Raw genomic sequence first — 22,627 nt, 5'->3', positions numbered from 1 at the left:
GCCGGCGCTCAGTTGCAGGCCCAGTACCCGTCCTTGTACGCAAAGGCCGGTCCGTCGCTGTCGCTGACCTGCATGCTCGCCGCGCTGCCCGCAGCCTCCTTGCCCGAGGCCGAGACCATCAGCGTCACGCCCTCGCCCGCAAAGCTGCCCCCGGTCTGCTGAACGGGACCCGATGCCGCGACCTGCACCGTCCTGCCCGCAACCGAGACCATCGCCTTGCCGCCCGTCTTGCTGGCCACCAGCACCGGCAGCGCGCCTTGGGCCGGGCTGAAGCGGCACGCGCCGGTCTCCAGCCCTGCCTCACCGATCGCGCTCGACAGCAGCGGCTCGAGCTTCGATCCCTCTGCATCGACCGCCTGCACGCCCGTCACCGGAGCAGGCGTCGCGCCGCCCGCCGAGGCCGACACCGTGCCTTGCGCGGTGGTAGCGCCACCGTCGAGCGTCACCAGCTCATCCTGCTTGGCAGGCTCGCTGCTGCACGCTGCAAGCAGCGCCAGCGGGAGAACCACGGTCAACCTTATCATCAAGAAATGCTCCCTCAACCGGGCAGGATGCCCACCGCCAGTTCAGCCCAGACGAGCAGGAAGGCAAGTGCAATTGCCGCGATCAGTATCGCCCGGTTCACCGGCTTGCGAGCAAATCGCACCGCCAGCTCACCCGCGAGACCGCCAACTCCAATCAAAAGTGCCAACGCCGCAAAATCCTCGGCGCCCCAGTTCACCTCACGCGTGAACAGCATCGCGATGGCAGGCGCCACGAGCAACGCGGCCGCCGCGGACCACGCAATCTGGCGCGGCGTGAATCGGGCATTGTGCGCAGTCGTGATGTTCATCGTTCGATCTCCTGCCCCCGCGAGCCCAAATTATACTTGCAGTTCACAGGCTTGCACAGCCCCAGCTGCGCGCGAAGGATGGCGGCACGAGACAGACGCATGCACTCCCCACCTCTCCCTCGATGGGAGAGGTAGCGAGACTTGCCAGCTTGCTGGCTAGTCGCAGCAGTGAGGGTGTTGGTGCCGCGGAGCGCAACCGCGCGGCCATGAGAGCGGGGTACAATCCGGAGCGATCACCCCCACCCAACCCTCCCCCATCGAGGGGGAGGGCTTAGGGAGCGATACCGCAATCAGGGCAAATTTAACCGTTCAAGACGTCCGCGATCTGGCCAGCGACAGCATCCATGCTCGCCATGCCATCGACGCGGCTGACGATGCTGCGCGCTTCGTAGATCGGCAGGATCGGTGCGGTCTTGGCGCGATATTCGGCCATGCGCGTGCGCACGGTTTCCTCATTATCGTCCGGGCGACGCTTGAACTCGGTCGAGCCGCACTTGTCGCACACGCCTTCCTTGGCGGGCAGCTTGTAGCGGTCGTGATAGCCCTCGCCGCAATTGGCGCAGGTGAAGCGGCCGGTGATGCGATCGACCAGCGCGTCCTCGTTCACCTCGAGCTCGATGACATGGTGCAGGCTGCGGCCACGCGCTTCCAGAATCTCGTCGAGCGATTCGGCCTGGGCCGCAGTGCGCGGATAGCCGTCGAAGATGATGCCGGTCTCGGGCGACAGCTCGTCGAGCGCATCGCCGATGATCCCGGAGACGATCTCGTCGGAGACGAGCTCGCCCGCCTCCATCACCGCCTTGGCCTTGAGCCCGATCGGCGTGCCCGCCTTGACCGCGGCGCGCAGCATGTCGCCGGTCGACAGCTGCTTCATGCCGCGTTCGTCGACCAGACGCTGGGCCTGGGTGCCCTTGCCCGCGCCTGGAGGGCCCAAAAGAATGATATTCATGGGTAATCCATCCCCCAACGGGCCGGTTGTGCCCGGCCCCGACTATCCTCAAACACTGCGCTTAGCGCAAGCGTCCCTTCAGCTTCGCCTTCTTGATCAGGTCGGCATATTGATGCGCCAGCAGATGGCTCTGGATCTGGGTGATCGTATCGACAGTGACGTTGACGACGATCAGCAGGCTGGTGCCGCCCAGGAAGAACAGCGGAATGCCGGTTTGCGCAATCACATATTCGGGCAGCACGCAGACAAAGGTCAGGTACGCCGCGCCGACCACGGTGATGCGGGTGAGCACATAATCCAGATAGGTCGCCGTGTTCTTGCCCGGACGGATGCCGGGGATGAAGCCGCCATTCTTCTTCAGGTTCTCCGACGTCTCTTCCGGGTTGAAGACCACGGCGGTGTAGAAGAAGCAGAAGAAGATGATGCCGAGCGCATAGAGCGTCATGTACAGCGGCTGGCCATGCGCCAGATACTGGTTGAGCGTCTGCAGCACGCCACCGGCGGTCGAGGCGGGATCGACCGAATTGCCCGCGAACTGCGTGATCGTCAGCGGCATGAGCAGCAGCGACGAGGCGAAGATCGGCGGGATCACGCCGGCGGTGTTGATCTTGAGCGGAAGATGGCTGCGATCAGCCTGCATCACGCCGCGCTGCGTCGCGCGCTTGGGATACTGGATCAGCACGCGGCGCTGCGCGCGCTCCATGAAGCTGATCAACAGCACCAGGCCGACGATCATCGCGATCATGGTGACGATGGCAAAGGGCGAGATCGAGCCGGTACGGCCGCCTTCGAACAGCTGCGCGCCGAACACGGGCATCTGCGCGACGATGCCCGCCATGATGATCAGCGAAATGCCGTTGCCGATGCCGCGCGCGGTGATCTGTTCGCCCAGCCACATCAGGAACATGGTGCCGCCGACAAGGCTGATCACCGCGCCAACGCGGAACATGATGCCCGGATCGATCACGGCCTGGATGCCGCTGGCGCCGGCATAGGATTCGAGACCCACGGCGATGAAATAGCCCTGCATGGCGGTGAGGAACACGGTGCCATAGCGCGTATACTGGTTCAGCTTCTTACGGCCCGACTCGCCTTCCTTCTTGATCGCGGCGAGCTGCGGCGAAAGCGAGGCGGCGAGCTGCACGACGATCGAGGCGGTGATGTAGGGCATCACGCCCAGCGCGATCAGGCTCATGCGCTCGAGCGAACCACCCGAAAAGGTGTTGAAAATGTCTAGAACGCCGCCCTTGGTCTGCTGGTACAGCGCGGCCAGAGCGGTGGGATCGACGCCGGGGAGCGGAACATAGCTCAGCAGGCGGAAGATGATGAGAGCGCCGATGGTGAACCAGATGCGGTTCTTCAGATCGGTCGCCTGGCTGAATTTCGCCAGGCTGAAATTGCTAGCCAGATTGTCGGCCCGTGATGCCATGAAACCTGTATCCCAAAAAGCGGCCCATTGAGCGCCCATGCTGGCGCGTGGCCGAAAATTCTGTCCGAAGCGCCTAAGCCCCCGCGCCTGTCCGCCCCAGCGACAACAGAGCGCAGCGATACCGCCTTAGGGCGCTTCAAGCAAGACGCCCCGCGCTCACCATATCGGGAGGCGGGGCGTGCTTGACAAGCCGACCTTCGAGGTCAGGCTTTCTTTTCGCGTTCCGGCTTGCGGTACGGTTCGCGCGGAGCGATGATCTCGACCTTGCCGCCAGCCTTTTCGATGGCTTCGACAGCCGACTTCGATGCACCGGCGACCGCGAAGGTCACCTTGGCGGTCAGTTCGCCCTTGGCGAGCAGACGCACGCCATCCTTGCCGCCGCGCGACAGGCCAGCAGCGCGGAGCGCAGCCTGATCGACAGTCGCATCGGTGGCGAGCTTGCCGGCATCGATGAACTTCTGGATCATGCCCAGGTTGACGATGTCATAGTCCTTGCCGAACGGATTGTTGAAACCGCGCTTCGGGATGCGCATGTGGAGCGGCATCTGGCCGCCTTCAAATCCGGCGATCGACACGCCCGAGCGGCTGGTTTGGCCCTTCTGGCCGCGACCGCTGGTCTTGCCCTTGCCCGAGCCAATACCGCGTCCGACGCGCATACGGCCCTTGCGGGCGCCCTTGTTGTCGTTGATTTCGTTCAGTTTCATGGGTGCACTCGCTTTCGCTTTGTTCGCGCTGATAAAAATTCTCTCCCCTTCAGGGGAGAAATACGCAGCCTTGCCAGCCTGCTGGCTAGGCGCAGTAGAGAGGGGCTGGCCGTAGCGCAAGCCCCTCCCCTAAGCTTCACTGCGTGAAGCGGTCCCTCTCCCGTGAAGGGAGAGGAGGAAGAAGGTCAATCGACGATCGTCACCATGTGACGGACCTTCTGGATCATGCCGCGAATTTCGGGCGTGTCCGTGTGTTCCACCACGCGGTTCATCTTGCCGAGGCCCAGGCCAGCCAGCACCTTGCGCTGCGATTCTGGGCGACGGATCGGCGATCCGGTCTGCTTTACCTTGATGGTTGCCATGTCGATTACTCCGTGATCGCGGCGGCTTCGACCTCGGCGACAGCAGCCGATGCTCCGCCACGGCCCAGCAGGTCGGCAACCTTCTTGCCACGACGCGCTGCCACCGACTTGGGGCTGGTCTGTTCGCCGAGCGCCTCGAAGGTCGCGCGGATCATGTTATAGGGGTTCGAGGTGCCGTTGGACTTGGTCACAACGTCGGCCACGCCCAGGCTTTCGAACACGGCGCGCATCGGACCACCGGCGATGATGCCGGTACCCTGGGGCGCGCTGCGCAACGTCACCTTGCCCGCACCGAAATGGCCCTTGCCGTCATGGTGCAGCGTGCGGCCTTCCTTGAGCGGAACGCGGATCATCTTCTTCTTGGCAGCGGCGGTCGCCTTGCTGATGGCCTCAGGCACTTCGCGCGCCTTGCCATGGCCGAAGCCCGCACGACCCTGACCGTCACCGACCACGACCAGTGCCGCGAAACCGAAGCGCTTGCCGCCCTTCACGGTCTTCGACACGCGGTTGATGTGGACGAGCTTCTCGATCAGCTCTTCGCCCTGCTCTTCGTCGCGCTTGTTGCGGTCATCGCGACGGCCACGGCCACCACGCTCACCGCCACGATCATTGCCACCACGGCCACGACCGCGACCAACACGGCCCTGACGCTGCTCACCCTGGGGGAAGCCGTCGGTGCCGCCTTCTGCGTTGTTCAGTTCATCTGCCATCGCTTAAAACTCCAGACCGCCTTCGCGAGCGGCATCGGCCAGGGCCTTGACCCGGCCATGAAAAATGAAACCGCCACGGTCGAAGACAACGGTGGTGACACCGGCCTGCTTGCCGGCTTCCGCGATCTTCTTGCCAACGGCAATCGCATCGGCAACGGTCGCACCGGTGCCCTTGCTGCCCTTGGTCAGCGTCGATGCCGAAGCCAGCGTCTTGCCGGCGGCGTCATCGATGATCTGCGCGTAGATGTGCTTGCCGGTGCGGTGCACCGAAAGACGGGGACGTCCGCCTGCCCGGGCCCGCAGCGAAGTGCGGACGCGCTGGCGGCGACGATCGAACAAAGAGAGCTTCGCCATGGCTTACTTCTTCTTCCCTTCCTTGCGGAAGATAAACTCGCCCGCATATTTGATACCCTTGCCCTTGTAGGGCTCCGGCTTGCGCCAGCGACGGATCTCGGCAGCCACCTGGCCCACCTTCTGGCGATCGCTGCCCGAAATGTGGATGGTGGTCTGGTCCGGGGTCTTGATGTCGATGCCATCGGGGATGGCGAAATCGACGTCATGGCTGTAGCCGAGCTGCAGCTTGAGGTTGCTGCCCTGCACGTTGGCACGATAGCCGACGCCGGTGATGTTCAGCGTCTTGGTGAAACCTTCGGTCACGCCAACCACCAGGTTCTGCACCAGCGTGCGCTGCATGCCCCAGAAGGCACGAGCGCGACGGGTGCCGTTTGCGGGCTTCACCGACAGCTCACCATCGGTGAGGTCGTAGGTGATGTCCGGAACGGTCGGCATCGACAGTTCGCCCTTGGGACCCTTCATGGTGATGACACCATCGCCCATGGTGGCGGTGACGCCTGCGGGAATTGCCACAGGCTTTTTACCAATGCGGCTCATATCAGAATACCTCCGCCAGCACCTCGCCGCCGACATTCTGTTCGCGCGCTTCAGCGTCGGACAGAACACCGCGGGGGGTGGATACGATGGTGATGCCAAGGCCGTTGCGCACAATCGGCAGTTCCTTGGAACCCGAATAGACGCGGCGGCCAGGCTTGGACACGCGCGCGACATGCTTGATCGCGGGCTGGCCCTCGAAATATTTCAGCTCGATGCGCAGGCCCTTGTGACGGCCCAGCAGCTCTTCGCTATATCCGCGGATATAGCCTTCGCGCTGCAGCACATCGAGAACGCGGGCGCGCAGGTTCGACGCCGGCGACATCACGCTGTCCTTCCTGGCCTGCTGGCCATTGCGGATGCGGGTGAGCATATCGCCCAGAGGATCGGTCATTGCCATATCATCAAATCCTTACCAGCTGGACTTCGTAACGCCCGGGATCAGGCCCTTGTTGGCCAGATCACGCAGCTCGATACGGCAGAGCCCGAACTTGCGGTAATAAGCACGCGGGCGACCGGTGGTGTTGCAACGGTTGCGCACGCGCGTGGGGTTCGCGTTGCGGGGCAGCTCGGCCATCTTTAGCCGGGCGATCAGACGCTCGGTCTCATCCAGGCTGGTGTCTTCTGCCTTCGCACGGAGACGCGCATAACGGCCAGCATACTGCTTGACCATCTTCTTGCGACGCTCGTTCTTGTTGATGGAACTCAGTTTCGCCATGACTTAAGTTCTCGCCTTTCTAAAATGCGAGACGGAGGGCAATCAAGCCGCCGCCTTTTCCTGGGTTTCCTCAACCGGGAACGGGAAGCCGAAGAGGCGCAGCAGTTCGCGCGCTTCATCGTCCGTCTTGGCGGTCGTGGTCACGATGATGTCCATTCCACGCACAGCGTCGATCTGGTCGTAGCTGATTTCGGGGAAAATGATCTGCTCCTTCAGGCCCATGGCATAGTTGCCACGACCGTCGAAGCTCTTGGGGTTCAGGCCACGGAAGTCGCGGATGCGCGGCATCGCGATCGTCACCAGACGATCGAGAAACTCGTACATGCGCTCCTTGCGCAGGGTCACCTTGCAGCCGATCGGCATGCCTTCGCGCAGCTTGAACTGGGCGATCGACTTGCGCGCCTTGGTGATCACGGGCTTCTGGCCGGCAATCAGCTCCATTTCGGCAGCGGCGGTGGTCACCTTCTTCTTGTCCTGGCTGCCTTCGCCGACACCCATGTTGATGGTGATCTTTTCCAGCTTGGGAACCTGCATGGGGTTCTTGTAGCCGAACTTTTCCTGCATCGCCTTGGCGATGACGTCGTCATAGCGCTGACGCAGGCGGGGCACGTACTTATCAGCCATCGATCTTCTCCCCGGATTTCACGGCCACGCGGACCTTCTTGCCGTCGACCGTCTCGAAGCGAACGCGCGTGGGCGCACCGGTCTTCGGGTCGGCAACAGCGACCTTGGAAATGTGCAGCGGAGCCTCGACGCGGTCCAGGCCACCCTGGGGGTTTGCCTGGCTCGGCTTGCGATGGCGGACCATCACGTTCAGGCCCGAAACGACGACCTTGTCATCCTTCGGCATCACCTTGGTAACGGTGCCGTTGCGGCCCTTGTCCTTGCCGGACAGGACGACGACCTTGTCACCCTTTTTGATCTTAGCGCTCGCCATGATTACAGCACCTCCGGAGCCAGCGAGATGATCTTCATGTGTTTGCGCGCGCGCAGCTCACGGACCACCGGGCCAAAAATACGGGTGCCGATGGGCTCATCGTTCTTGTTGATGAGCACGGCAGCGTTGCTGTCGAAGCGGATGACGCTGCCGTCGGCGCGGCGCACGTCCTTGGCGGTGCGCACGATGACAGCGCGGTGCACGTCACCCTTCTTCACGCGGCCGCGCGGCGCGGCTTCCTTGACGGAGACGACGATGATGTCGCCCACGCCGGCGAAGCGACGCTTCGATCCGCCGAGAACCTTGATGCACTGGACGCGCTTCGCGCCACTGTTGTCAGCGACATCAAGATTGGATTGCATCTGGATCATGGATCCGTTTCCTTCTTGTCTGGCTTGCCGGAACCGGTCCGGCAGTTCCTAATGGCTTACGCTTCGCTCGAAGCTTCGGGCGCCTTGTGGGTGTTCACCCGATCCAGCACCTTCCAGGTCTTCAGCTTGGAAATCGGAGCCGTCTCCTCGATGCGGACGGTTTCGCCTTCCTTGAAGCTGTTGTTCTCGTCATGCGCGTGATACTTCTTCGAACGACGGATGATCTTCCCGTACAGCGGGTGCTTCACCTTGCGCTCGACATTCACCACCACGGTCTTGTCGCCCTTGTCGGAGACCACCGTTCCGGTCAGAACTCGTTTCGGCATATCGGCCTCCTTACTTTGCTGCAGTGCGAGCGCGCTCGCTCTGCAGGGTCTTGATGCGGGCAATCGTGCGACGCACTTCGCGGACGCGCGCGGGGCGCTCCAGCTGGTTGGTCGCGGCCTGGAAGCGCAGGTTGAACGCTTCCTTCTTCAGCGCACCCAGCTCAGCGGTCAGCTGATCGTCGGTCTTCTGCTGAAGGTCTTCGTAAATCTTGCTCATCACTCACCTCCCAGGTGCGACGTATCGCCCAGGCGCGCCACGACCTTGGTCTTGATCGGCAGCTTCATCGCAGCACGCTCGAACGCCACCGCGGCGATCGGACCAGGAACACCATCCAGTTCGAACAGGATGCGACCCGGCTTCACGCGGGCGGCCCAATATTCGACCGAACCCTTGCCCTTGCCCTGACGGACTTCGGCGGGCTTCTTGGTCACCGGCACGTCCGGGAACACGCGGATCCACAAACGTCCCTGACGCTTGATGTGACGCGTGATCGCACGACGGGCGGCTTCGATCTGGCGCGCGGTGATCCGCTCGGGCTCCAGCGCCTTCAGGCCGTACGACCCGAAATTGAGGCTCGTTCCGCCCGGCGCATTGCCGCTGATACGGCCCTTGAAAGCCTTGCGGAACTTCATTTTCTTCGGTTGCAGCATGATGCTCTACCTTGTCTGTCTGTTCTGGGCTCAGCGGGCCGGGCGGACGCCGGAAGTCTGCGCTTCCATCATCAGCCGGTCCTGCGCCATCGGATCGTGTCCAAGGATTTCGCCCTTGAAGATCCAGCACTTGATGCCGATGATGCCGTACGCGGTGAGCGCTTCGGCTTCGGCATAGTCGACATTGGCACGCAGCGTGTGCAGCGGAACGCGGCCTTCGCGATACTGCTCGGTGCGGGCGATTTCGGCGCCGCCGAGACGGCCGCCGCACATCACCTTGATGCCTTCTGCGCCCAGACGCATTGCCGACTGCATCGCGCGCTTCATCGCACGACGGAAGGCAACGCGGCGGATCAGCTGGTCGGCAATGCCCTGCGCGACGAGCTTGGCGTCGATTTCGGGCTTGCGGATCTCGACGATGTTGAGCTTGACCTCACCACCTTCGATCAGACCTTCCAGCGTCTTGCGCAGCTTCTCGATGTCCGCGCCCTTCTTGCCGATGATGACACCGGGACGGGCAGCATAGATCGAGACGCGGCACAGCTTGGCCGGGCGCTCGATGACCACCTTGGAGATCGCGGCCTGGGGCAGCGTCTTCATGATGTACTTGCGCAGCTCGATGTCTTCCTTGAGCAGACGCGCATAGTCGCGACCTTCGGCGAACCAGCGGCTGTCCCAGGTGCGGTTGATCTGCAGACGCAGGCCAATCGGATTGCTCTTGTGACCCATGGCTTACGCTTCCTCTTGTTCGCGCACGACGATGCGCAGGCGGCTGAACGGCTTCACGATGCGGCTGGAACGGCCACGAGCGCGGGTCATGAACCGCTTCATCGTGATCGCCTTGCCAACGCTCGCTTCAGCGACGACCAGCGCGTCGACATCGAGGTTGTGGTTGTTTTCCGCGTTAGCGATAGCCGACGCGAGGACCTTCTTGGCGTCGACAGCCATGGCCTTCTTCGAGAAGGACAGGATGTTCATCGCCTCTTCGGCCTTCTTGCCACGGATCAGGGCGGCCACGAGGTTGAGCTTCTGCGCCGAACCACGGATGGTGGTGCCGACGGCCAGCGCCTCATTTTCGCCCACGCGGCGCGGAGATTTTGCCTTGCCCATTAGCGCTTGCCCTTCTTGTCAGCAGCGTGGCCAGGGAAGGTGCGGGTCGGAGCGAATTCGCCCAGCTTGTGACCCACCATGTCTTCGTTGACCGCCACGGGAATGAATTTGTGGCCGTTGTACACGTTGAACGTCAGGCCGACGAACTGCGGCAGGATCGTCGAACGACGCGACCAGGTCTTGATCGGAGCACGGCCGCCAGCGTCCTGCGCCGCTTCTGCCTTCTTCAGCAGATACAGGTCGAAGAACGGCCCTTTTTTGATGGAGCGAGCCATGACTTACCTCTTCTTCTTCGCGTGACGCGACCGGATGATCATCTTGTCGGTCGACTTGTTCTTACGAGTGCGCATACCCTTGGTCGGCTTGCCCCACGGGGTCACCGGATGACGGCCACCCGAGGTGCGGCCTTCACCACCACCATGCGGGTGATCGACCGGGTTCTTGGCAACACCGCGCGTCAGCGGGCGCTTGCCCATCCAGCGCTTGCGACCGGCCTTGGCGAAGTTCTGGTTGCTGTTGTCGGGGTTCGAAACCGCGCCCACGGTGCCCATGCAGGCGCCGGGGATGTAACGCTGTTCGCCCGAGTTCAGACGGACCATCACCATGCCGCGGTCACGACCGACGACCTGTGCATAGGTGCCTGCCGAACGTGCGATCTGGCCCCCCTTGCCCGGCTTCATCTCCACATTGTGGATGATGGTGCCGACCGGCATCTGTGCCAGCTTCATGGCGTTGCCCGGCTTCACGTCGGTCTTTTCGCCGGCGATCACGGTATCGCCCACAGCCAGACGCTGCGGCGCCAGGATGTAGGCCAGTTCGCCGTCTTCGTACTTGATCAGCGCGATGAAGGCGGTGCGGTTGGGATCATATTCGATCCGCTCCACGGTGCCGGGGACGTCAAGCTTGCGACGCTTGAAGTCGACGATGCGGTAACGCTGCTTGTGACCGCCAGCGATGCCGCGCGAGGTCACGTGACCCTTGTTGTTGCGGCCACCGGTCTTGCGCTTGCCTTCGGTCAGCGCCTTGACCGGGCCACCCTTGTACAGGTCGCTGCGGTCGACAAGGATCAGACCGCGACGGCCCGGGCTTGTCGGATTATAGGATTTGAGTGCCATATCTGTATCCTGTCAGCTTGCCGACCGCGCTCAGACGCCGGTGGTGACGTCGATCGACTGGCCTTCGGCCAAACGAACAACGGCTTTCTTGATGTCGGTGCGGGTATAGGGACGACCCTTCCAGCGCTTGGTCTTGCCCTTCTGGACGAGGGTGTTGACACCCACGACCTTGACATCGAACAGCGCTTCGACCGCAGCCTTGATCTGCGGCTTGGTGGCGTCCTGGCTGACCTTGAAGACCACCGAGTTGCTTTCGCTGAGCAGCGTCGACTTTTCGGTGATGTGCGGGGCCACGATCACGTCGTAATGACGGGTATCGATGGTGTCGGATTTCTTAGCCATTGAACCGGGCCTCCAGCTTTTCAACAGCGGCGCGGGTCAGCACCAGCGTATCGTGTTTCAGGATGTCATAGACATTGGCACCGACGGCGGGCAGCACGTTCAGACCGATCAGGTTGGCCGAAGCCTTCTTGAAATTGTCGTTCACGGCATCGCCATCGATGAACAGGGCCTTCTTGCCCAGGCCGAGCTTGCCGAGCTGAGCGGCCAGCGCCTTGGTCTTGGCTTCGCCGAGATCCAGCGATTCCACGACGATCAGGCTTTCGCTGGCGACCTTCGAGGACAGAGCCATCTTCAGGCCGAGCGCGCGGACCTTCTTGTTCAGCGAGGGGTTGAAGTCACGGACGCGGGGACCGTGAGCCTTACCACCGCCGACGAAGATCGGGGCACGACGATCGCCGTGACGAGCGGTACCGCCGCCCTTCTGACGACCGAACTTCTTGCCGGTGCGCGCAACATCGCTGCGCTCGCGGGCCGCACGGGCAGTGCCGCGACGGTTTTCGAGCTGCCAGGTGATCACGCGGTGCAGAATGTCTGCACGCGGGGTCACGCCGAACACGTCATCGTTGAGTTCGATGTCGCCCTTGGCAGTGGCGTCGAGGGTTTGAACCTTGAGCTTCATGACCGATTAACCCTCCTGGCCGTCGGTTGCTTCCACAGCGGCCACGTCTTCAGCAGGCGTGTCGGCGGGAGCATTGTCGTTATTGCCCGCAGCAGAGCGGATCGCGGCGGGGTACGGAGCGTCGGCGTGGCGCGGAACCTTGACGGCATCGCGAACCATCAGCCAGCCGCCCTTCGAACCGGGGACCGAACCCTTGACGAAGATCAGGCCGCGCGCTTCGTCGGTGCGGACGACTTCCAGGTTCTGCTGGGTGCGCTGACGATCGCCCATGTGGCCGGCCATCTTCTTGTTCTTGAAGACCTTGCCCGGATCCTGACGCTGACCGGTCGAACCATGGGCACGGTGCGAGATCGACACGCCGTGCGAGGCGCGCATACCCCCGAAGCCCCAGCGCTTCATGGCGCCGGCAAAGCCCTTGCCCTGGGTGTGGCCGGTAATGTCGACCAGCTGACCGGGGATGAAGTGGTTGGCAGAAATGGTGGCACCCACGTCGAGGATCGCATCGTCGGCGACGCGGAACTCGGCCATCAGCATCTTGGGAGCGACTTCTGCCTTGGCAAAATGCTCGCGCTGCGGCTTGTTGACATTCTTGGGCTTGGCAGCTCCGGCACCCAGCTGGACCGCGACGTAACCGTCACGCTCCTGGTTCTTCACCGAAACCACCTGGCAATCTTCCAGCGACAGGACGGTGACGGGCACGTGCCGGCCATCTTCCTGAAACAGGCGGGTCATCCCGACTTTTTTCGCGATCACGCCAGTGCGCATGATCATTCTCCCAATAGAGGCCCGTCTGCGTGATTGCTCGCGGGCGTATCCAACGAAAAACCCCCAAGGCGTGAACCTTGAGGGCCAACCCGAATTTTGATGATCACCCCGTCCGGGTTGGCTTTTCCCCTCCTGCGAGCCGCGGGAGGAAAAAGACGGGGGACCAGAGCCGCAGCAATGGCTGCGCGGTATCCCTTAGGCCCCTGCCCTTTCGGGCAGAGATGCCCGGACCTGGGCCCGGGCGGACTGGCCTCAGGCCAGCTTGATCTCGACGTTGACGCCAGCGGCCAGTTCGAGCTTCATCAGAGCATCGACGGTGGCCGGGGTCGGCTGGACGATATCCAGCAGACGCTTGTAGGTGCGCACCTCGAACTGCTCGCGCGACTTCTTGTCGACATGCGGGCCGCGGTTCACGGTGAACTTCTCGATGCGCGTCGGCAGCGGAATGGGACCACGAATGAGAGCGCCGGTGCGGCGGGCGGTGTCGGCGATGTCGCCGGTCGCCTGATCGAGCACGCGATGATCAAATGCCTTGAGGCGAATACGGATATTCTGCGTTTCCATTACCACTTTACCGATGCGAAAGAGCGAAAAACAAACCGCCCCAGAAACCCGTTGATCCCTGGTGGGACCGAACGCCGGGGCGGCCTATAAAAATTCCATCTCCCGGACGAATCAGTTCCGTCCGGGAGATGGCCCTATATTACTTGGTGATCGTGCTGACAACCCCCGAACCGACGGTACGGCCACCTTCGCGAATTGCGAAGCGCAGACCCGGATCCATCGCGATCGGAGCGATCAGCTTCACGCCGATCGTCACGTTGTCGCCCGGCATCACCATCTCGGTGCCCTCGGGCAGGATCACTTCACCGGTCACGTCGGTGGTGCGGAAGTAGAACTGCGGACGATAGTTGGCGAAGAACGGCGTGTGACGGCCACCTTCGTCCTTCGACAACACGTAGACTTCTGCGTTGAACTCGGTGTGCGGCGTAACCGAACCGGGCTTGCAGAGAACCTGACCACGCTCAACTTCTTCACGGGCAACGCCGCGGACGAGAGCGCCGATGTTGTCGCCGGCTTCACCCTGGTCGAGCAGCTTGCGGAACATTTCGACGCCGGTCACGACGGTCTTGCGGGTGTCCTTCAGGCCGACGATTTCGACTTCTTCGCCAACTTTGACGATGCCGGTTTCGACGCGGCCGGTCACAACGGTACCACGACCCGAGATCGAGAACACGTCTTCCACGGGCATCAGGAACGGCTTGTCGACGGGGCGAGCCGGCTGCGGGATGTACGAGTCAACAGCAGCCATCAGCGCGTTGATCGAGTCCTTGCCGATATTGTCGTCGCGGCCTTCGAGAGCGGCCAGAGCCGAACCCTTGACGATCGGAATATCGTCGCCCGGGAAGTCGTACGAGCTGAGCAGTTCGCGAACTTCGAGTTCGACGAGCTCGAGGATTTCCTCGTCGTCGACCTGGTCGACCTTGTTCATGTACACGACCAGCGCGGGCACGCCGACCTGACGGGCAAGCAGGATGTGCTCGCGGGTCTGCGGCATCGGGCCGTCAGCAGCGTTCACCACCAGGATCGCGCCGTCCATCTGGGCGGCACCGGTGATCATGTTCTTCACATAGTCAGCGTGACCCGGGCAGTCGACGTGCGCATAGTGACGGGCTTCGGTTTCATATTCGACGTGTGCGGTCGAAATGGTGATGCCGCGCTCGCGCTCTTCGGGAGCCTTGTCGATGTTCGCATAATCGGTGAAGGTTGCGCCGCCGGTTTCAGCGAGCACCTTGGTGATGGCTGCGGTCAGCGTGGTCTTGCCATGGTCGACGTGACCGATGGTACCGATATTGCAGTGCGGCTTGGTCCGCTCAAATTTAGCCTTGGCCATTTTTTCCTACCTTCGTTCTTTACTATCTGTGGGATAGTCCGGGCCGCGCTCTGGCCGGACTGCCCAAAACTGTCAACACCCTAATGAAAGCCCGACGCGCCAGTCAGCGCGATTCGGCGGGCTAAGGTCGAGCGCCTATAGCGATTATGCCCGGCTTATGCCAGCTTCTCCTTGACCTCGGCCGCGACATTCGCCGGGACCTCGTCATAGTGAGAGAACTGCATCGTGTACTGCGCACGTCCCTGGGTGAAGGAACGCAGCTGGTTCACGTATCCGAACATGTTTGCGAGCGGCACGATCGCTTCCACCGCCTGCGCGTTGCCACGCGTGTCGGTGCCCTGGATCTGGCCGCGACGGCTGTTCAAGTCGCCGATGACGTCGCCCAGATAATCTTCCGGCGTCACCACCTCGACCTTCATGATCGGCTCGAGCGGCTTAATGCCGGCCTTCTGCGCAGCTTCGCGCATGGCGGCACGGCCTGCGATTTCGAACGCCAGCGCCGAGGAGTCGACGTCATGATACGCACCGTCATACAGGTCGATCTCGAAGTCGATGATCGGGAAGCCGACCAGCGAGCCCGAAGCCGCCGTCTCGCGCATGCCCTTCTCGACCGCGGGGATATATTCCTTCGGAATGTTACCGCCCTTGACCGAGTCGACGAACGTAATGCCCGATCCGCGCTCGCCCGGCGTCAGCTTGAACTTGACGCGGCCGAACTGACCCGAACCACCCGACTGCTTCTTGTGAGTATAGTCGATATCCACGGGCTTGGCGAGATATTCGCGGTACGCCACTTGCGGCGCACCCACGTTCGCTTCCACCTTGAATTCGCGCTTCATGCGGTCGACCAGGATTTCCAGGTGAAGTTCACCCATGCCCTTGATGATCGTCTGGCCGCTTTCGGCATCCGACGACACGCGGAACGACGGGTCTTCGCGGGCAAGGCGGTTGAGCGCCACGCCCATCTTCTCCTGGTCGGCCTTGGTCTTGGGCTCGACCGACAGTTCGATCACCGGTTCCGGGAATTCCATCCGCTCGAGGATGATCGGCGCGTTCGAAGCGCACAGCGTGTCCCCGGTGGTGGTTTCCTTCAGGCCCGCCAGAGCGACGATGTCACCGGCATAGGCTTCCGAAATGTCTTCGCGGCTGTTGGCATGCATCAGCAGCATGCGGCCAACCTTTTCCTTCTTGTCCTTGACCGAGTTGGTCACCGAGGTACCGGCTTCCAGCTTGCCCGAATAGATGCGGGCGAAGGTCAGGGTTCCGACGAACGGGTCGTTCATGATCTTGAACGCCAGCGCGCTGAACGGCGCATCGTCAGCCGGCGGACGGGTGTCCTTGGTCTCGCCGTCGAGCTTGACACCTTCCACATCGGGAATGTCGAGCGGCGAAGGCAGATAGTCGACCACGGCGTCGAGCAGCGGCTGCACGCCCTTGTTCTTGAACGCCGAACCACACAGCACGGGCACGAACGAGAAGTTCAGCGTACCCTTGCGGATCAGCTTCTTGATGGTGTCGGCGTCGGGCTCGTTGCCTTCGAGATACTGTTCCATCACCGCATCGTCCTGTTCGACGACGGTTTCGATCAGCTCGGCGCGCGCAGCTTCGGCGGCATCCTTCAGATCATCGGGGATGTCGGTATAGTCAAACTTCGCGCCCAGCGCTTCGTTCTGCCAGATGATCGCGCGGTTGTGCACCAGATCGACCAGGCCGATGAACGAGCTTTCGATGCCGATCGGGAGATACAGCACCAGCGGACGCGCGCCCAGACGGTCGCGGATCATGTCGACGCAGCGCTCGAAGCTCGCGCCGGTGCGGTCCAGCTTGTTGACGAAGCACATGCGCGGCACGCGGTACTTTTCCGCCTGGCGCCACACGGTTTCCGACTGCGGCTCAACGCCGGCCACGCCGTCGAAACAGGCGACCGCACCGTCGAGCACGCGCAGCGAACGTTCGACTTCGATGGTGAAGTCCACGTGGCCCGGGGTGTCAATGATGTTGATGCGGTGATCGTTCCAGAAACAGGTCGTCGCAGCCGACGTGATCGTGATGCCGCGCTCCTGCTCCTGCTCCATCCAGTCCATGGTCGCAGCGCCGTCGTGCACTTCACCGATCTTGTAGGACTTGCCGGTATAATAGAGAATCCGCTCGGTCGTGGTGGTCTTGCCCGCATCGATATGGGCCATGATGCCGATATTGCGGTACTTCTCCAGGGGATGGCTGCGTGCCATGATCTCAAACTCCAAGATTTGGGGGCGTAATTTGCCGCGCCCTATAATGAAGCCCCGGCGCTTTGACCAGCGCGAATTGGCTCATGACGGGATGCAGCTCACTCCCCTCTCCACCAACGGAAGAGGGCATCTCGAACAGGCCCGGACACGAACCTGCTCCTTAGTCAAAAGGGGGTGACGACACCGATATGGTGCGCCCTCCCCTTTTCGGCAACACACGGTTGCTGCGACCTCCCCCCCGTCAGGGGAGAGGGCACATATTACCAGCGATAGTGCGAGAAGGCACGGTTCGCTTCGGCCATGCGGTGCGTGTCTTCACGCTTCTTGACCGCATTGCCGCGATTGTTGGCGGCATCGAGCAGTTCGCCCGATAGACGCGCAGCCATCGTGGTTTCGCTGCGGTTGCGCGCAGCGGCGATGAGCCAGCGGATGGCGAGAGCCTGGGCGCGCTCGGGACGCACTTCGACGGGGACCTGGTAGGTCGCACCACCGACGCGGCGGCTGCGCACTTCGATGCCGGGCTTCACGTTGTTCAGCGCATCGTGGAACATCGGCAGCGGGTCGGCCTTGGCCTTGGTCTGCATGGTTTCCAGCGCACCATAGACGATGCGTTCGGCGACGGACTTCTTGCCGTCCAGCATCAGGTTGTTCATGAACTTCGAGAGCGTCAGATCCCCGAACTTGGGATCGGGAAGGATGACGCGCTTTTCCGGGCGACGACGACGAGACATAGGTAACTCCTGAAAAAGTTGGACCAATCAACAGGGGCAGATGGATCCCGGACAAGATCGCCTGTTGCGATCGTTCCGGGATGATCCGTCCCCCGGACGGATCACTTCGGACGCTTGGCGCCGTACTTCGAACGGCTCTGCTTGCGGTCCTTGACACCCTGGGTATCGAGGACGCCGCGCAGCACGTGATAGCGCACACCGGGAAGGTCGCGCACGCGGCCGCCGCGGATGAGCACAACCGAGTGCTCCTGCAGGTTGTGGCCTTCACCCGGAATGTAGGTGATGACTTCGCGGCTGTTGGTCAGACGGACCTTGGCCACCTTGCGCAGTGCCGAGTTCGGCTTTTTCGGGGTCGTCGTGTAGACGCGGGTGCAAACGCCACGCTTCTGCGGGTTTGCATCCATTGCGGGCACCTTGGACTTCGCCTTCTGGGGCACCCGGCCCTTGCGGACCAGCTGGTTGATCGTTGGCATGTTTCTCTTCACCTGGTTGGTAGAGTATGAGGTTACTCTGCCGCCCGATACGTGACCGTCATGCGATGGTGTCGCACGCCGATATGGTGGAGGCTCCGCCTGTTGCCCACCCGCACCTTGCGCCAGTGTTCTGCTTGGTTTCGGTCGATGCAGCCCTGAAGGCCCCGGCGATCGAAGCGCGGCCCTTAGCGGTGTTTGGCCGCGCGGTCAAGCCGCTGCGGAAAGGCCCTGCGCCTTGGCGAGCACCGAGGAGCGCAAGGCTGCCCAATCCTCGAAATGCCAGAAATCGGGGCGTTCGATGCCCAGAATCTGCGGCCCCTGGTCGGGCCGGACGATCAGCTCCTGCGGCTTGATCTCCTGCAGCCTCGACGTGCAATAGAAGGGCAGCACGCGGATCGCCATCAGTTCCTCGGGGCAATTGTCGACGATCAGCGCCAGGCGATGGTCGTTGAGCCTGACCAGCCCGCCAGCGGGATAGAGCCCCAGCGAATTGATGAACACGCCCATCAGCCGCTCGTCGAAATGGCCCTGCCACTGGCCCATCCGTCCCAGCGCCATCGCCGGGGTCCACGGGTCCTTGTAGGGGCGGTTGGAGGTCACCGCATCATAGACATCGCAGATCGCGCCCATGCGCGCGGCCATGCTGATCTCGTCGCCTGCCAGCCCGAACGGATAGCCGGTACCATCGATCTTTTCGTGATGATGCAGGCACACGTCGCGCGCCATGTCGGGCACTTCGGGATTGTCGCCGATCAGCGCATGGCCGCGTTCGGGATGCGTGCGGATGGTCGAGAATTCCTCGTCGGTCAGCCGCCCCGTCTTGTCGAGGATCATCTGCGGCACCGCCATCTTGCCCAGATCGTGGAGCAGCCCCGACATGCCCATATGGCGGATCGTGGTGTCGTCCAGGTCCAGCTTCCGCGCCATGTTGATCATCAGCGCGCATACCGCGACCGAATGCATATAGGTATATTCGTCCTTCGACTTCAGCCGGACGAGATTGGTCAACGCCTTGTTGTTGCGTTCCACCGACTCGCGGATCTCGTCGATCAGCGGCGCGACATCTTTGATCTTGATCGCCTGCCCCATGCGCGCGGCCTCGAACATCGCGCCGACCTGCTTCTTCGACTTCTCGACGATCCTGGCAGCGCGCTTGGCTTCCTGCTTGAAGCCGGTGCTCTTGGCCGCGACCGAAGGCGGGGTGTACCGCGCGGTCATGGGATTGGGCTGGGTCGCAAGACGACGGACCGGCTCGGGTTCCACCGGTGTCAGGCTAGGGCGATCGATCTTCGGGGCCGCGCCACGCTCGTCGTCGACGATCACGGCCTCCACCTTGCTCTGACGGATCTTGAGCAGGTCGTCCTCGTCTTCGAGCAGGAACTTCTTGCGCCAGAACGGGTGATCGAACCACGAGCCGACAAAGCCGTGGACGAACATCCCCAATTCTACCCGATCTGGCTTGATATGCTGAAGCATCCGCCCATCCGCCCCTGTGACAGCCCCCCTTGCAACAGGCCGGGCAAGCCGAGTTGCAAAGATTTCATCAGGTGTCTTGGCGGAAAAACATTAACCGAGAGTAATAGCCGGACGGCTCTGCGTGATTTTACACTCCCCGGTTTTGGGGGTGTTTCATTATGGAGCGGTGATGCGACGGGCGCTGGTGATGCGCACAGGGTTACCCGGCATCTCGCCGGCGAACACGCCGCTAACCGTCTTGGCCGGATCGATCGGCGTGTCGAGAATGCGCGTCAGCACCTCGCGCCCCTTCACCACCTTGGCAAAGGCTGCATAGCCGAGATTGTCGCCCGGCGCGGACGGATTGGCATCGAGTCCGGTCTGGGCGCCCAGCATGATCGTGAACTCGCCGCGCGCCGATCCTGGCTCAAACCGAGCGACGGACAGGACGCCATCGGTATGGCTGAGCCCGGTCTGGCTGGTCGGCTCGTGCGCGATCGGCGGCAGCATGCGCTTGGGATCGCCGAGACCGCCGAACTGGACGAAGCCGAAATCGTCAGCCGCCTTGACCACGCGATAGAAGACCACGCCGTCGAGCATCTTCTTGTCGACATAGGCGAGGAAGTTCTTGCCCGTGATCGGCGCGCGGCGCGTGTCCACCTCGACCGTCAGCGTGCCGACATCGGTGACGATCTCGACCAGCGGCAGTGGCGGCTGCGGCGCGGCATTGGCGGCGGGCGCATCCTGCGCGAACGCAGGCGCAAACAGCGCCAGCGCCGCCGCGATCAGCGCCAGCCAGCGCGTCACGCGCCCAGCGCCTTTTTCAGCTGCTCGTTGACCAGCTGCGGGTTGCCCTTGCCCTGCATCGCCTTCATCGTCTGTCCGACGAAGAAGCCGAACAGCGCTTCCTTGCCGCCCTTGTACTGCTCGACCTTGTCGGCATTGTCGGCGAGCACCTTGGCAATCGCAGCATCGATCGCGCCGGTATCCGAGGTCTGCTTGAGCCCGCGCTCCTCGACGATCTTGCCCGCCGGATCGCCGGTCTCGAGCATGATCTCGAACACCTGCTTGGCGATGGTGCCCGATATCGTGCCGCTGGCGACCAGCGCGAGCAGCTCTGCCCCCTCCGCCTGGCTGACCGGACTGTCCTCGATCGTCTTGCCCAGCCGGTTGAGCGCGCCGTAGAGCTCGGACAGCAGCCAGTTCGCCGCCGCCTTGGCGACGTCTGCCTCGGGCTTGTTCTGCGCCTTCGCGCATTCAGCGAGCAGCCCTTCGAACCAGCGCGCGGTTTCCGCCTCGGCGGTCAGCACCGCGGCATTATAGGCGGACAGGCCCAGCTCGCTCTCGTAGCGCTTGCGCTTGGCATCGGGCAGTTCGGGTAGCGAGGCCTTGCACTCGTCGAGAAACGCGTCGTCGAGTTCGAGCGGCAGCAGATCGGGATCGGGGAAATAGCGATAGTCGTGCGCGTCTTCCTTCGATCGCATCGAGCGCGTCTCGTTCTTGTCCGGATCGTAGAGCCGGGTTTCCTGCACGATCGTCCCTCCGCTTTCGAGCACGTCGACCTGGCGGTTCGCCTCATGCTCGATCGCCGCCATCACATAGCGCACCGAGTTGACGTTCTTGGTCTCGGTCCGCGTGCCGAATTCGTCGCCGGGCTTGCGCACCGAGACGTTGACATCGGCGCGCATCGAGCCTTCTTCCATATTGCCGTCGCAGCTGCCGACATAGCGCAGGATCGTGCGCAGCTTCTTGAGATACGCACCTGCCTCTGCCGGCGAACGCATGTCGGGGCGCGAGACGATCTCCATCAGCGCGACGCCCGAACGGTTGAGGTCGACATAGGACATGGTCGGGTGCTGATCGTGCATCAGCTTGCCCGCATCCTGCTCGACATGGATGCGCTCGATGCCGATCGTCTTGGTCGCGGCATCGGGGTTCTTCTCGTCGAGGCTGATCTCGACCGCGCCCTCGCCCACCAGCGGGTGATAGAGCTGGCTGATCTGATAACCCTGCGGCAGATCGGCATAGAAATAGTTCTTGCGGTCGAACCGCGACCAGCGGTTGATCTGCGCGCCGATCGCCATGCCGGTGCGCACCGCCTGGCGGATGCACTCCTTGTTGGGGACGGGCAGCATGCCGGGCATTGCGGCATCGACAAGGCTGACCTGCGCATTGGGCTCGGCGCCGAATGCGGTCGCTGCGCCCGAAAAGAGCTTGGCATTGCTGGTGACCTGCGCGTGCACCTCAAGGCCGATCACGACCTCCCATTCACCGGTGGCACCCTGGATACGATAGGTTGATTCAGTCATTCTGTGTCCGTTTCAGGCGTAATGAGAGGAACTGTAGGGAAATAGCTGCGATAGAAGCGCGGGTCACGCGTCAGGATGGTCGCGCCGATGGCTTGCGCGTGACCACCGATGAGGAAATCGGCGACGATGGCCTTGGGCATATCCGCCGGGCGAGCCCTGCGATAGGCCTGGAACGCTTGTCCGGCGATGAAGGCGGCTTGTGCGTCCAGCATTTCCACTCCAACCACCATCGCAATCAGCGCTTCCAGAAACGCCTCCAGTGAACCGAATTGCGGAGCCACCTCGGCTACCACTACCGGATTGACGACCACCTTTCCAACGCTGGCTGCTCGCTCAAGTTGGGCAAAAGACCAGTCGAACCAGTGGGGATCATGATCCAGGATATCGATCAGAACATTGGAGTCGATCAGGATCACGGCTCGTAGTCACCTCGCAGCTCGCGCATATACTCGTCTGTACTCAATCCGTCCGGATTGGGGTATTTGCCCGCAATCGCTCGCAAGCCTTCGCGCATCCGGCGACGCCGTTCTGCAGCGTCCTCGGGGCCAAAACCAAGCGGAGAGACGATGACCTGACCTGCCTCGTTCATGGCAACTTTATAGGGCTGACCGGGAACGAGTCCCACAGCGTCGCGCATTGCCTTGGGAATCAGGACCTGCCCCTTGCTGGTCATCGTGCCCGTTTCAATCTTGGTCTGTGCGTTCAT

General features: G+C 62.5%; 34 protein-coding genes. All 34 read right to left on the bottom strand.

Annotated features, from left to right (window positions below):
* Window positions 1–8: 8 nt before the first annotated feature.
* Entirely contained in the window at window positions 9–524 is a 516-nt protein-coding gene (locus tag FG486_RS13190; RefSeq protein ID WP_181267815.1) for a hypothetical protein, read from the bottom strand.
* A gap of 14 nt (window positions 525–538) precedes the next feature.
* The gene (locus tag FG486_RS13185) at window positions 539–832 is read right to left on the bottom strand and encodes a hypothetical protein (RefSeq protein ID WP_181267814.1); all 294 of its coding nucleotides are present in this window, start codon (window positions 830–832) and stop codon (window positions 539–541) included.
* Between the two features lie 301 nt (window positions 833–1,133).
* A complete protein-coding gene (locus FG486_RS13180; protein ID WP_066277215.1) occupies window positions 1,134–1,781 on the bottom strand; it encodes an adenylate kinase in 648 nt (215 codons plus the stop codon).
* Window positions 1,782–1,842: 61 nt separating this feature from the next.
* Window positions 1,843–3,210, bottom strand: coding sequence for a preprotein translocase subunit SecY (gene secY / locus FG486_RS13175; protein ID WP_066277220.1), 1,368 nt, complete (start codon window positions 3,208–3,210; stop codon window positions 1,843–1,845).
* Between the two features lie 203 nt (window positions 3,211–3,413).
* Window positions 3,414–3,914, bottom strand: a complete 501-nt coding sequence (gene rplO, locus FG486_RS13170) for a 50S ribosomal protein L15 (RefSeq protein ID WP_066277223.1) — start codon at window positions 3,912–3,914, stop codon at window positions 3,414–3,416.
* 185 nt (window positions 3,915–4,099) lie between these two features.
* Entirely contained in the window at window positions 4,100–4,276 is a 177-nt protein-coding gene (gene rpmD / locus FG486_RS13165) for a 50S ribosomal protein L30 (protein ID WP_023837771.1), read from the bottom strand.
* A 5-nt stretch (window positions 4,277–4,281) separates the two neighbouring features.
* Window positions 4,282–4,986: a 30S ribosomal protein S5 gene (gene rpsE / locus FG486_RS13160; RefSeq protein WP_241695728.1), complete on the bottom strand. Its 705-nt coding sequence runs from the start codon at window positions 4,984–4,986 to the stop codon at window positions 4,282–4,284.
* A gap of 3 nt (window positions 4,987–4,989) precedes the next feature.
* Window positions 4,990–5,340 carry a 50S ribosomal protein L18 gene (gene rplR / locus FG486_RS13155; RefSeq protein ID WP_060979877.1) on the bottom strand — a complete coding sequence of 117 codons (351 nt, stop codon included), beginning with the start codon at window positions 5,338–5,340 and terminating at the stop codon, window positions 4,990–4,992.
* 3 nt (window positions 5,341–5,343) lie between these two features.
* Complete coding sequence (gene rplF / locus FG486_RS13150; RefSeq protein ID WP_031318019.1) at window positions 5,344–5,877, bottom strand: 50S ribosomal protein L6; 534 nt, start codon at window positions 5,875–5,877, stop codon at window positions 5,344–5,346.
* A 1-nt stretch (window position 5,878) separates the two neighbouring features.
* Window positions 5,879–6,274 (bottom strand): 30S ribosomal protein S8, encoded by a 396-nt coding sequence (gene rpsH / locus FG486_RS13145; RefSeq protein WP_060979876.1) that lies wholly within the window; start codon window positions 6,272–6,274, stop codon window positions 5,879–5,881.
* 12 nt (window positions 6,275–6,286) lie between these two features.
* Window positions 6,287–6,592, bottom strand: coding sequence for a 30S ribosomal protein S14 (gene rpsN, locus FG486_RS13140; RefSeq protein ID WP_023837776.1), 306 nt, complete (start codon window positions 6,590–6,592; stop codon window positions 6,287–6,289).
* 42 nt (window positions 6,593–6,634) lie between these two features.
* Window positions 6,635–7,216 carry a 50S ribosomal protein L5 gene (gene rplE, locus FG486_RS13135; RefSeq protein ID WP_034515879.1) on the bottom strand — a complete coding sequence of 194 codons (582 nt, stop codon included), beginning with the start codon at window positions 7,214–7,216 and terminating at the stop codon, window positions 6,635–6,637.
* Entirely contained in the window at window positions 7,209–7,529 is a 321-nt protein-coding gene (rplX, locus tag FG486_RS13130; protein WP_023837778.1) for a 50S ribosomal protein L24, read from the bottom strand. Before rplX ends, rplE begins: the two co-directional genes overlap by 8 nt.
* Before the next feature lie 2 nt (window positions 7,530–7,531).
* Window positions 7,532–7,900 carry a 50S ribosomal protein L14 gene (gene rplN, locus FG486_RS13125; RefSeq protein WP_023837779.1) on the bottom strand — a complete coding sequence of 123 codons (369 nt, stop codon included), beginning with the start codon at window positions 7,898–7,900 and terminating at the stop codon, window positions 7,532–7,534.
* A 56-nt stretch (window positions 7,901–7,956) separates the two neighbouring features.
* Entirely contained in the window at window positions 7,957–8,226 is a 270-nt protein-coding gene (gene rpsQ / locus FG486_RS13120) for a 30S ribosomal protein S17 (protein ID WP_023837780.1), read from the bottom strand.
* Window positions 8,227–8,236: 10 nt separating this feature from the next.
* The gene (gene rpmC, locus FG486_RS13115) at window positions 8,237–8,443 is read right to left on the bottom strand and encodes a 50S ribosomal protein L29 (protein ID WP_023837781.1); all 207 of its coding nucleotides are present in this window, start codon (window positions 8,441–8,443) and stop codon (window positions 8,237–8,239) included.
* Window positions 8,443–8,877: a 50S ribosomal protein L16 gene (rplP, locus tag FG486_RS13110; RefSeq protein WP_031318020.1), complete on the bottom strand. Its 435-nt coding sequence runs from the start codon at window positions 8,875–8,877 to the stop codon at window positions 8,443–8,445. The genes rpmC and rplP overlap by 1 nt, the downstream gene beginning before the upstream one ends.
* Before the next feature lie 30 nt (window positions 8,878–8,907).
* Window positions 8,908–9,606 carry a 30S ribosomal protein S3 gene (gene rpsC / locus FG486_RS13105; protein ID WP_023837783.1) on the bottom strand — a complete coding sequence of 233 codons (699 nt, stop codon included), beginning with the start codon at window positions 9,604–9,606 and terminating at the stop codon, window positions 8,908–8,910.
* A gap of 3 nt (window positions 9,607–9,609) precedes the next feature.
* On the bottom strand, window positions 9,610–9,987 hold the full coding sequence (rplV, locus tag FG486_RS13100) for a 50S ribosomal protein L22 (protein ID WP_060979874.1): 378 nt from the start codon (window positions 9,985–9,987) through the stop codon (window positions 9,610–9,612).
* Entirely contained in the window at window positions 9,987–10,262 is a 276-nt protein-coding gene (gene rpsS, locus FG486_RS13095) for a 30S ribosomal protein S19 (protein ID WP_023837785.1), read from the bottom strand. The genes rplV and rpsS overlap by 1 nt, the downstream gene beginning before the upstream one ends.
* Before the next feature lie 3 nt (window positions 10,263–10,265).
* Complete coding sequence (gene rplB, locus FG486_RS13090) at window positions 10,266–11,102, bottom strand: 50S ribosomal protein L2 (RefSeq protein ID WP_060979873.1); 837 nt, start codon at window positions 11,100–11,102, stop codon at window positions 10,266–10,268.
* Between the two features lie 30 nt (window positions 11,103–11,132).
* A complete protein-coding gene (locus FG486_RS13085) occupies window positions 11,133–11,444 on the bottom strand; it encodes a 50S ribosomal protein L23 (RefSeq protein WP_060979872.1) in 312 nt (103 codons plus the stop codon).
* Entirely contained in the window at window positions 11,437–12,063 is a 627-nt protein-coding gene (gene rplD, locus FG486_RS13080; RefSeq protein WP_066277227.1) for a 50S ribosomal protein L4, read from the bottom strand. The genes FG486_RS13085 and rplD overlap by 8 nt, the downstream gene beginning before the upstream one ends.
* A 6-nt stretch (window positions 12,064–12,069) precedes the next feature.
* Window positions 12,070–12,828: a 50S ribosomal protein L3 gene (gene rplC, locus FG486_RS13075; RefSeq protein WP_066277313.1), complete on the bottom strand. Its 759-nt coding sequence runs from the start codon at window positions 12,826–12,828 to the stop codon at window positions 12,070–12,072.
* Between the two features lie 252 nt (window positions 12,829–13,080).
* Complete coding sequence (rpsJ, locus tag FG486_RS13070; protein WP_017670443.1) at window positions 13,081–13,392, bottom strand: 30S ribosomal protein S10; 312 nt, start codon at window positions 13,390–13,392, stop codon at window positions 13,081–13,083.
* Between the two features lie 139 nt (window positions 13,393–13,531).
* Window positions 13,532–14,722, bottom strand: coding sequence for an elongation factor Tu (gene tuf, locus FG486_RS13065; RefSeq protein ID WP_060979870.1), 1,191 nt, complete (start codon window positions 14,720–14,722; stop codon window positions 13,532–13,534).
* 155 nt (window positions 14,723–14,877) lie between these two features.
* Entirely contained in the window at window positions 14,878–16,953 is a 2,076-nt protein-coding gene (gene fusA / locus FG486_RS13060; RefSeq protein WP_181267813.1) for an elongation factor G, read from the bottom strand.
* Window positions 16,954–17,213: 260 nt separating this feature from the next.
* Entirely contained in the window at window positions 17,214–17,684 is a 471-nt protein-coding gene (rpsG, locus tag FG486_RS13055) for a 30S ribosomal protein S7 (RefSeq protein ID WP_137775881.1), read from the bottom strand.
* Between the two features lie 101 nt (window positions 17,685–17,785).
* Window positions 17,786–18,157: a 30S ribosomal protein S12 gene (gene rpsL, locus FG486_RS13050; RefSeq protein WP_017670439.1), complete on the bottom strand. Its 372-nt coding sequence runs from the start codon at window positions 18,155–18,157 to the stop codon at window positions 17,786–17,788.
* Between the two features lie 207 nt (window positions 18,158–18,364).
* Window positions 18,365–19,633, bottom strand: coding sequence for a cyclic di-GMP phosphodiesterase (locus tag FG486_RS13045; protein ID WP_082750958.1), 1,269 nt, complete (start codon window positions 19,631–19,633; stop codon window positions 18,365–18,367).
* Window positions 19,634–19,789: 156 nt separating this feature from the next.
* A complete protein-coding gene (locus FG486_RS13040; protein ID WP_181267812.1) occupies window positions 19,790–20,419 on the bottom strand; it encodes a peptidylprolyl isomerase in 630 nt (209 codons plus the stop codon).
* On the bottom strand, window positions 20,416–21,921 hold the full coding sequence (gene gatB / locus FG486_RS13035) for an Asp-tRNA(Asn)/Glu-tRNA(Gln) amidotransferase subunit GatB (RefSeq protein WP_181267811.1): 1,506 nt from the start codon (window positions 21,919–21,921) through the stop codon (window positions 20,416–20,418). The genes FG486_RS13040 and gatB overlap by 4 nt, the downstream gene beginning before the upstream one ends.
* Window positions 21,918–22,337 (bottom strand): type II toxin-antitoxin system VapC family toxin, encoded by a 420-nt coding sequence (locus FG486_RS13030; RefSeq protein ID WP_181267810.1) that lies wholly within the window; start codon window positions 22,335–22,337, stop codon window positions 21,918–21,920. Before FG486_RS13030 ends, gatB begins: the two co-directional genes overlap by 4 nt.
* Window positions 22,334–22,627 (bottom strand): AbrB/MazE/SpoVT family DNA-binding domain-containing protein, encoded by a 294-nt coding sequence (locus FG486_RS13025; protein ID WP_066277247.1) that lies wholly within the window; start codon window positions 22,625–22,627, stop codon window positions 22,334–22,336. The genes FG486_RS13030 and FG486_RS13025 overlap by 4 nt, the downstream gene beginning before the upstream one ends.

The organism is Blastomonas ursincola (assembly GCF_013607875.1).
GTDB lineage: Bacteria > Pseudomonadota > Alphaproteobacteria > Sphingomonadales > Sphingomonadaceae > Blastomonas > Blastomonas ursincola.
Note: the sequence above shows the minus strand (reverse complement) of the source record. Positions and strands in the feature narration are given on the sequence as shown.

Bases quoted from the DNA above. Each gene is read 5' to 3' on its own strand.
- rplB (WP_060979873.1), bottom strand. From the start codon at position 11,102: ATGGCACTCAAATCCTATAATCCGACAAGCCCGGGCCGTCGCGGTCTG.
- rpmD (WP_023837771.1), bottom strand. From the start codon at position 4,276: ATGGCAACCATCAAGGTAAAGCAGACCGGATCGCCGATCCGTCGCCCA.
- rpmC (WP_023837781.1), bottom strand. From the start codon at position 8,443: ATGAGCAAGATTTACGAAGACCTTCAGCAGAAGACCGACGATCAGCTG.
- FG486_RS13180 (WP_066277215.1), bottom strand. From the start codon at position 1,781: ATGAATATCATTCTTTTGGGCCCTCCAGGCGCGGGCAAGGGCACCCAG.
- rpsG (WP_137775881.1), bottom strand. From the start codon at position 17,684: ATGTCTCGTCGTCGTCGCCCGGAAAAGCGCGTCATCCTTCCCGATCCC.
- gatB (WP_181267811.1), bottom strand. From the start codon at position 21,921: ATGACTGAATCAACCTATCGTATCCAGGGTGCCACCGGTGAATGGGAG.
- FG486_RS13185 (WP_181267814.1), bottom strand. From the start codon at position 832: ATGAACATCACGACTGCGCACAATGCCCGATTCACGCCGCGCCAGATT.
- rplO (WP_066277223.1), bottom strand. From the start codon at position 3,914: ATGAAACTGAACGAAATCAACGACAACAAGGGCGCCCGCAAGGGCCGT.
- rpsN (WP_023837776.1), bottom strand. From the start codon at position 6,592: ATGGCGAAACTGAGTTCCATCAACAAGAACGAGCGTCGCAAGAAGATG.
- rplE (WP_034515879.1), bottom strand. From the start codon at position 7,216: ATGGCTGATAAGTACGTGCCCCGCCTGCGTCAGCGCTATGACGACGTC.
- rpsQ (WP_023837780.1), bottom strand. From the start codon at position 8,226: ATGCCGAAACGAGTTCTGACCGGAACGGTGGTCTCCGACAAGGGCGAC.
- rplR (WP_060979877.1), bottom strand. From the start codon at position 5,340: ATGGCGAAGCTCTCTTTGTTCGATCGTCGCCGCCAGCGCGTCCGCACT.
- rpsE (WP_241695728.1), bottom strand. From the start codon at position 4,986: ATGGCAGATGAACTGAACAACGCAGAAGGCGGCACCGACGGCTTCCCC.
- rplP (WP_031318020.1), bottom strand. From the start codon at position 8,877: ATGCTGCAACCGAAGAAAATGAAGTTCCGCAAGGCTTTCAAGGGCCGT.
- tuf (WP_060979870.1), bottom strand. From the start codon at position 14,722: ATGGCCAAGGCTAAATTTGAGCGGACCAAGCCGCACTGCAATATCGGT.
- rpsS (WP_023837785.1), bottom strand. From the start codon at position 10,262: ATGGCTCGCTCCATCAAAAAAGGGCCGTTCTTCGACCTGTATCTGCTG.
- FG486_RS13045 (WP_082750958.1), bottom strand. From the start codon at position 19,633: ATGCTTCAGCATATCAAGCCAGATCGGGTAGAATTGGGGATGTTCGTC.
- secY (WP_066277220.1), bottom strand. From the start codon at position 3,210: ATGGCATCACGGGCCGACAATCTGGCTAGCAATTTCAGCCTGGCGAAA.
- FG486_RS13190 (WP_181267815.1), bottom strand. From the start codon at position 524: ATGATAAGGTTGACCGTGGTTCTCCCGCTGGCGCTGCTTGCAGCGTGC.
- rplF (WP_031318019.1), bottom strand. From the start codon at position 5,877: ATGAGCCGCATTGGTAAAAAGCCTGTGGCAATTCCCGCAGGCGTCACC.
- rpsL (WP_017670439.1), bottom strand. From the start codon at position 18,157: ATGCCAACGATCAACCAGCTGGTCCGCAAGGGCCGGGTGCCCCAGAAG.
- rplD (WP_066277227.1), bottom strand. From the start codon at position 12,063: ATGAAGCTCAAGGTTCAAACCCTCGACGCCACTGCCAAGGGCGACATC.
- rpsC (WP_023837783.1), bottom strand. From the start codon at position 9,606: ATGGGTCACAAGAGCAATCCGATTGGCCTGCGTCTGCAGATCAACCGC.
- fusA (WP_181267813.1), bottom strand. From the start codon at position 16,953: ATGGCACGCAGCCATCCCCTGGAGAAGTACCGCAATATCGGCATCATG.
- rplC (WP_066277313.1), bottom strand. From the start codon at position 12,828: ATGCGCACTGGCGTGATCGCGAAAAAAGTCGGGATGACCCGCCTGTTT.
- rplV (WP_060979874.1), bottom strand. From the start codon at position 9,987: ATGGGCAAGGCAAAATCTCCGCGCCGCGTGGGCGAAAATGAGGCGCTG.
- rpsJ (WP_017670443.1), bottom strand. From the start codon at position 13,392: ATGGAAACGCAGAATATCCGTATTCGCCTCAAGGCATTTGATCATCGC.
- rplN (WP_023837779.1), bottom strand. From the start codon at position 7,900: ATGATCCAGATGCAATCCAATCTTGATGTCGCTGACAACAGTGGCGCG.
- rpsH (WP_060979876.1), bottom strand. From the start codon at position 6,274: ATGGCAATGACCGATCCTCTGGGCGATATGCTCACCCGCATCCGCAAT.
- rplX (WP_023837778.1), bottom strand. From the start codon at position 7,529: ATGGCGAGCGCTAAGATCAAAAAGGGTGACAAGGTCGTCGTCCTGTCC.
- FG486_RS13085 (WP_060979872.1), bottom strand. From the start codon at position 11,444: ATGGCTAAGAAATCCGACACCATCGATACCCGTCATTACGACGTGATC.
- FG486_RS13025 (WP_066277247.1), bottom strand. From the start codon at position 22,627: ATGAACGCACAGACCAAGATTGAAACGGGCACGATGACCAGCAAGGGG.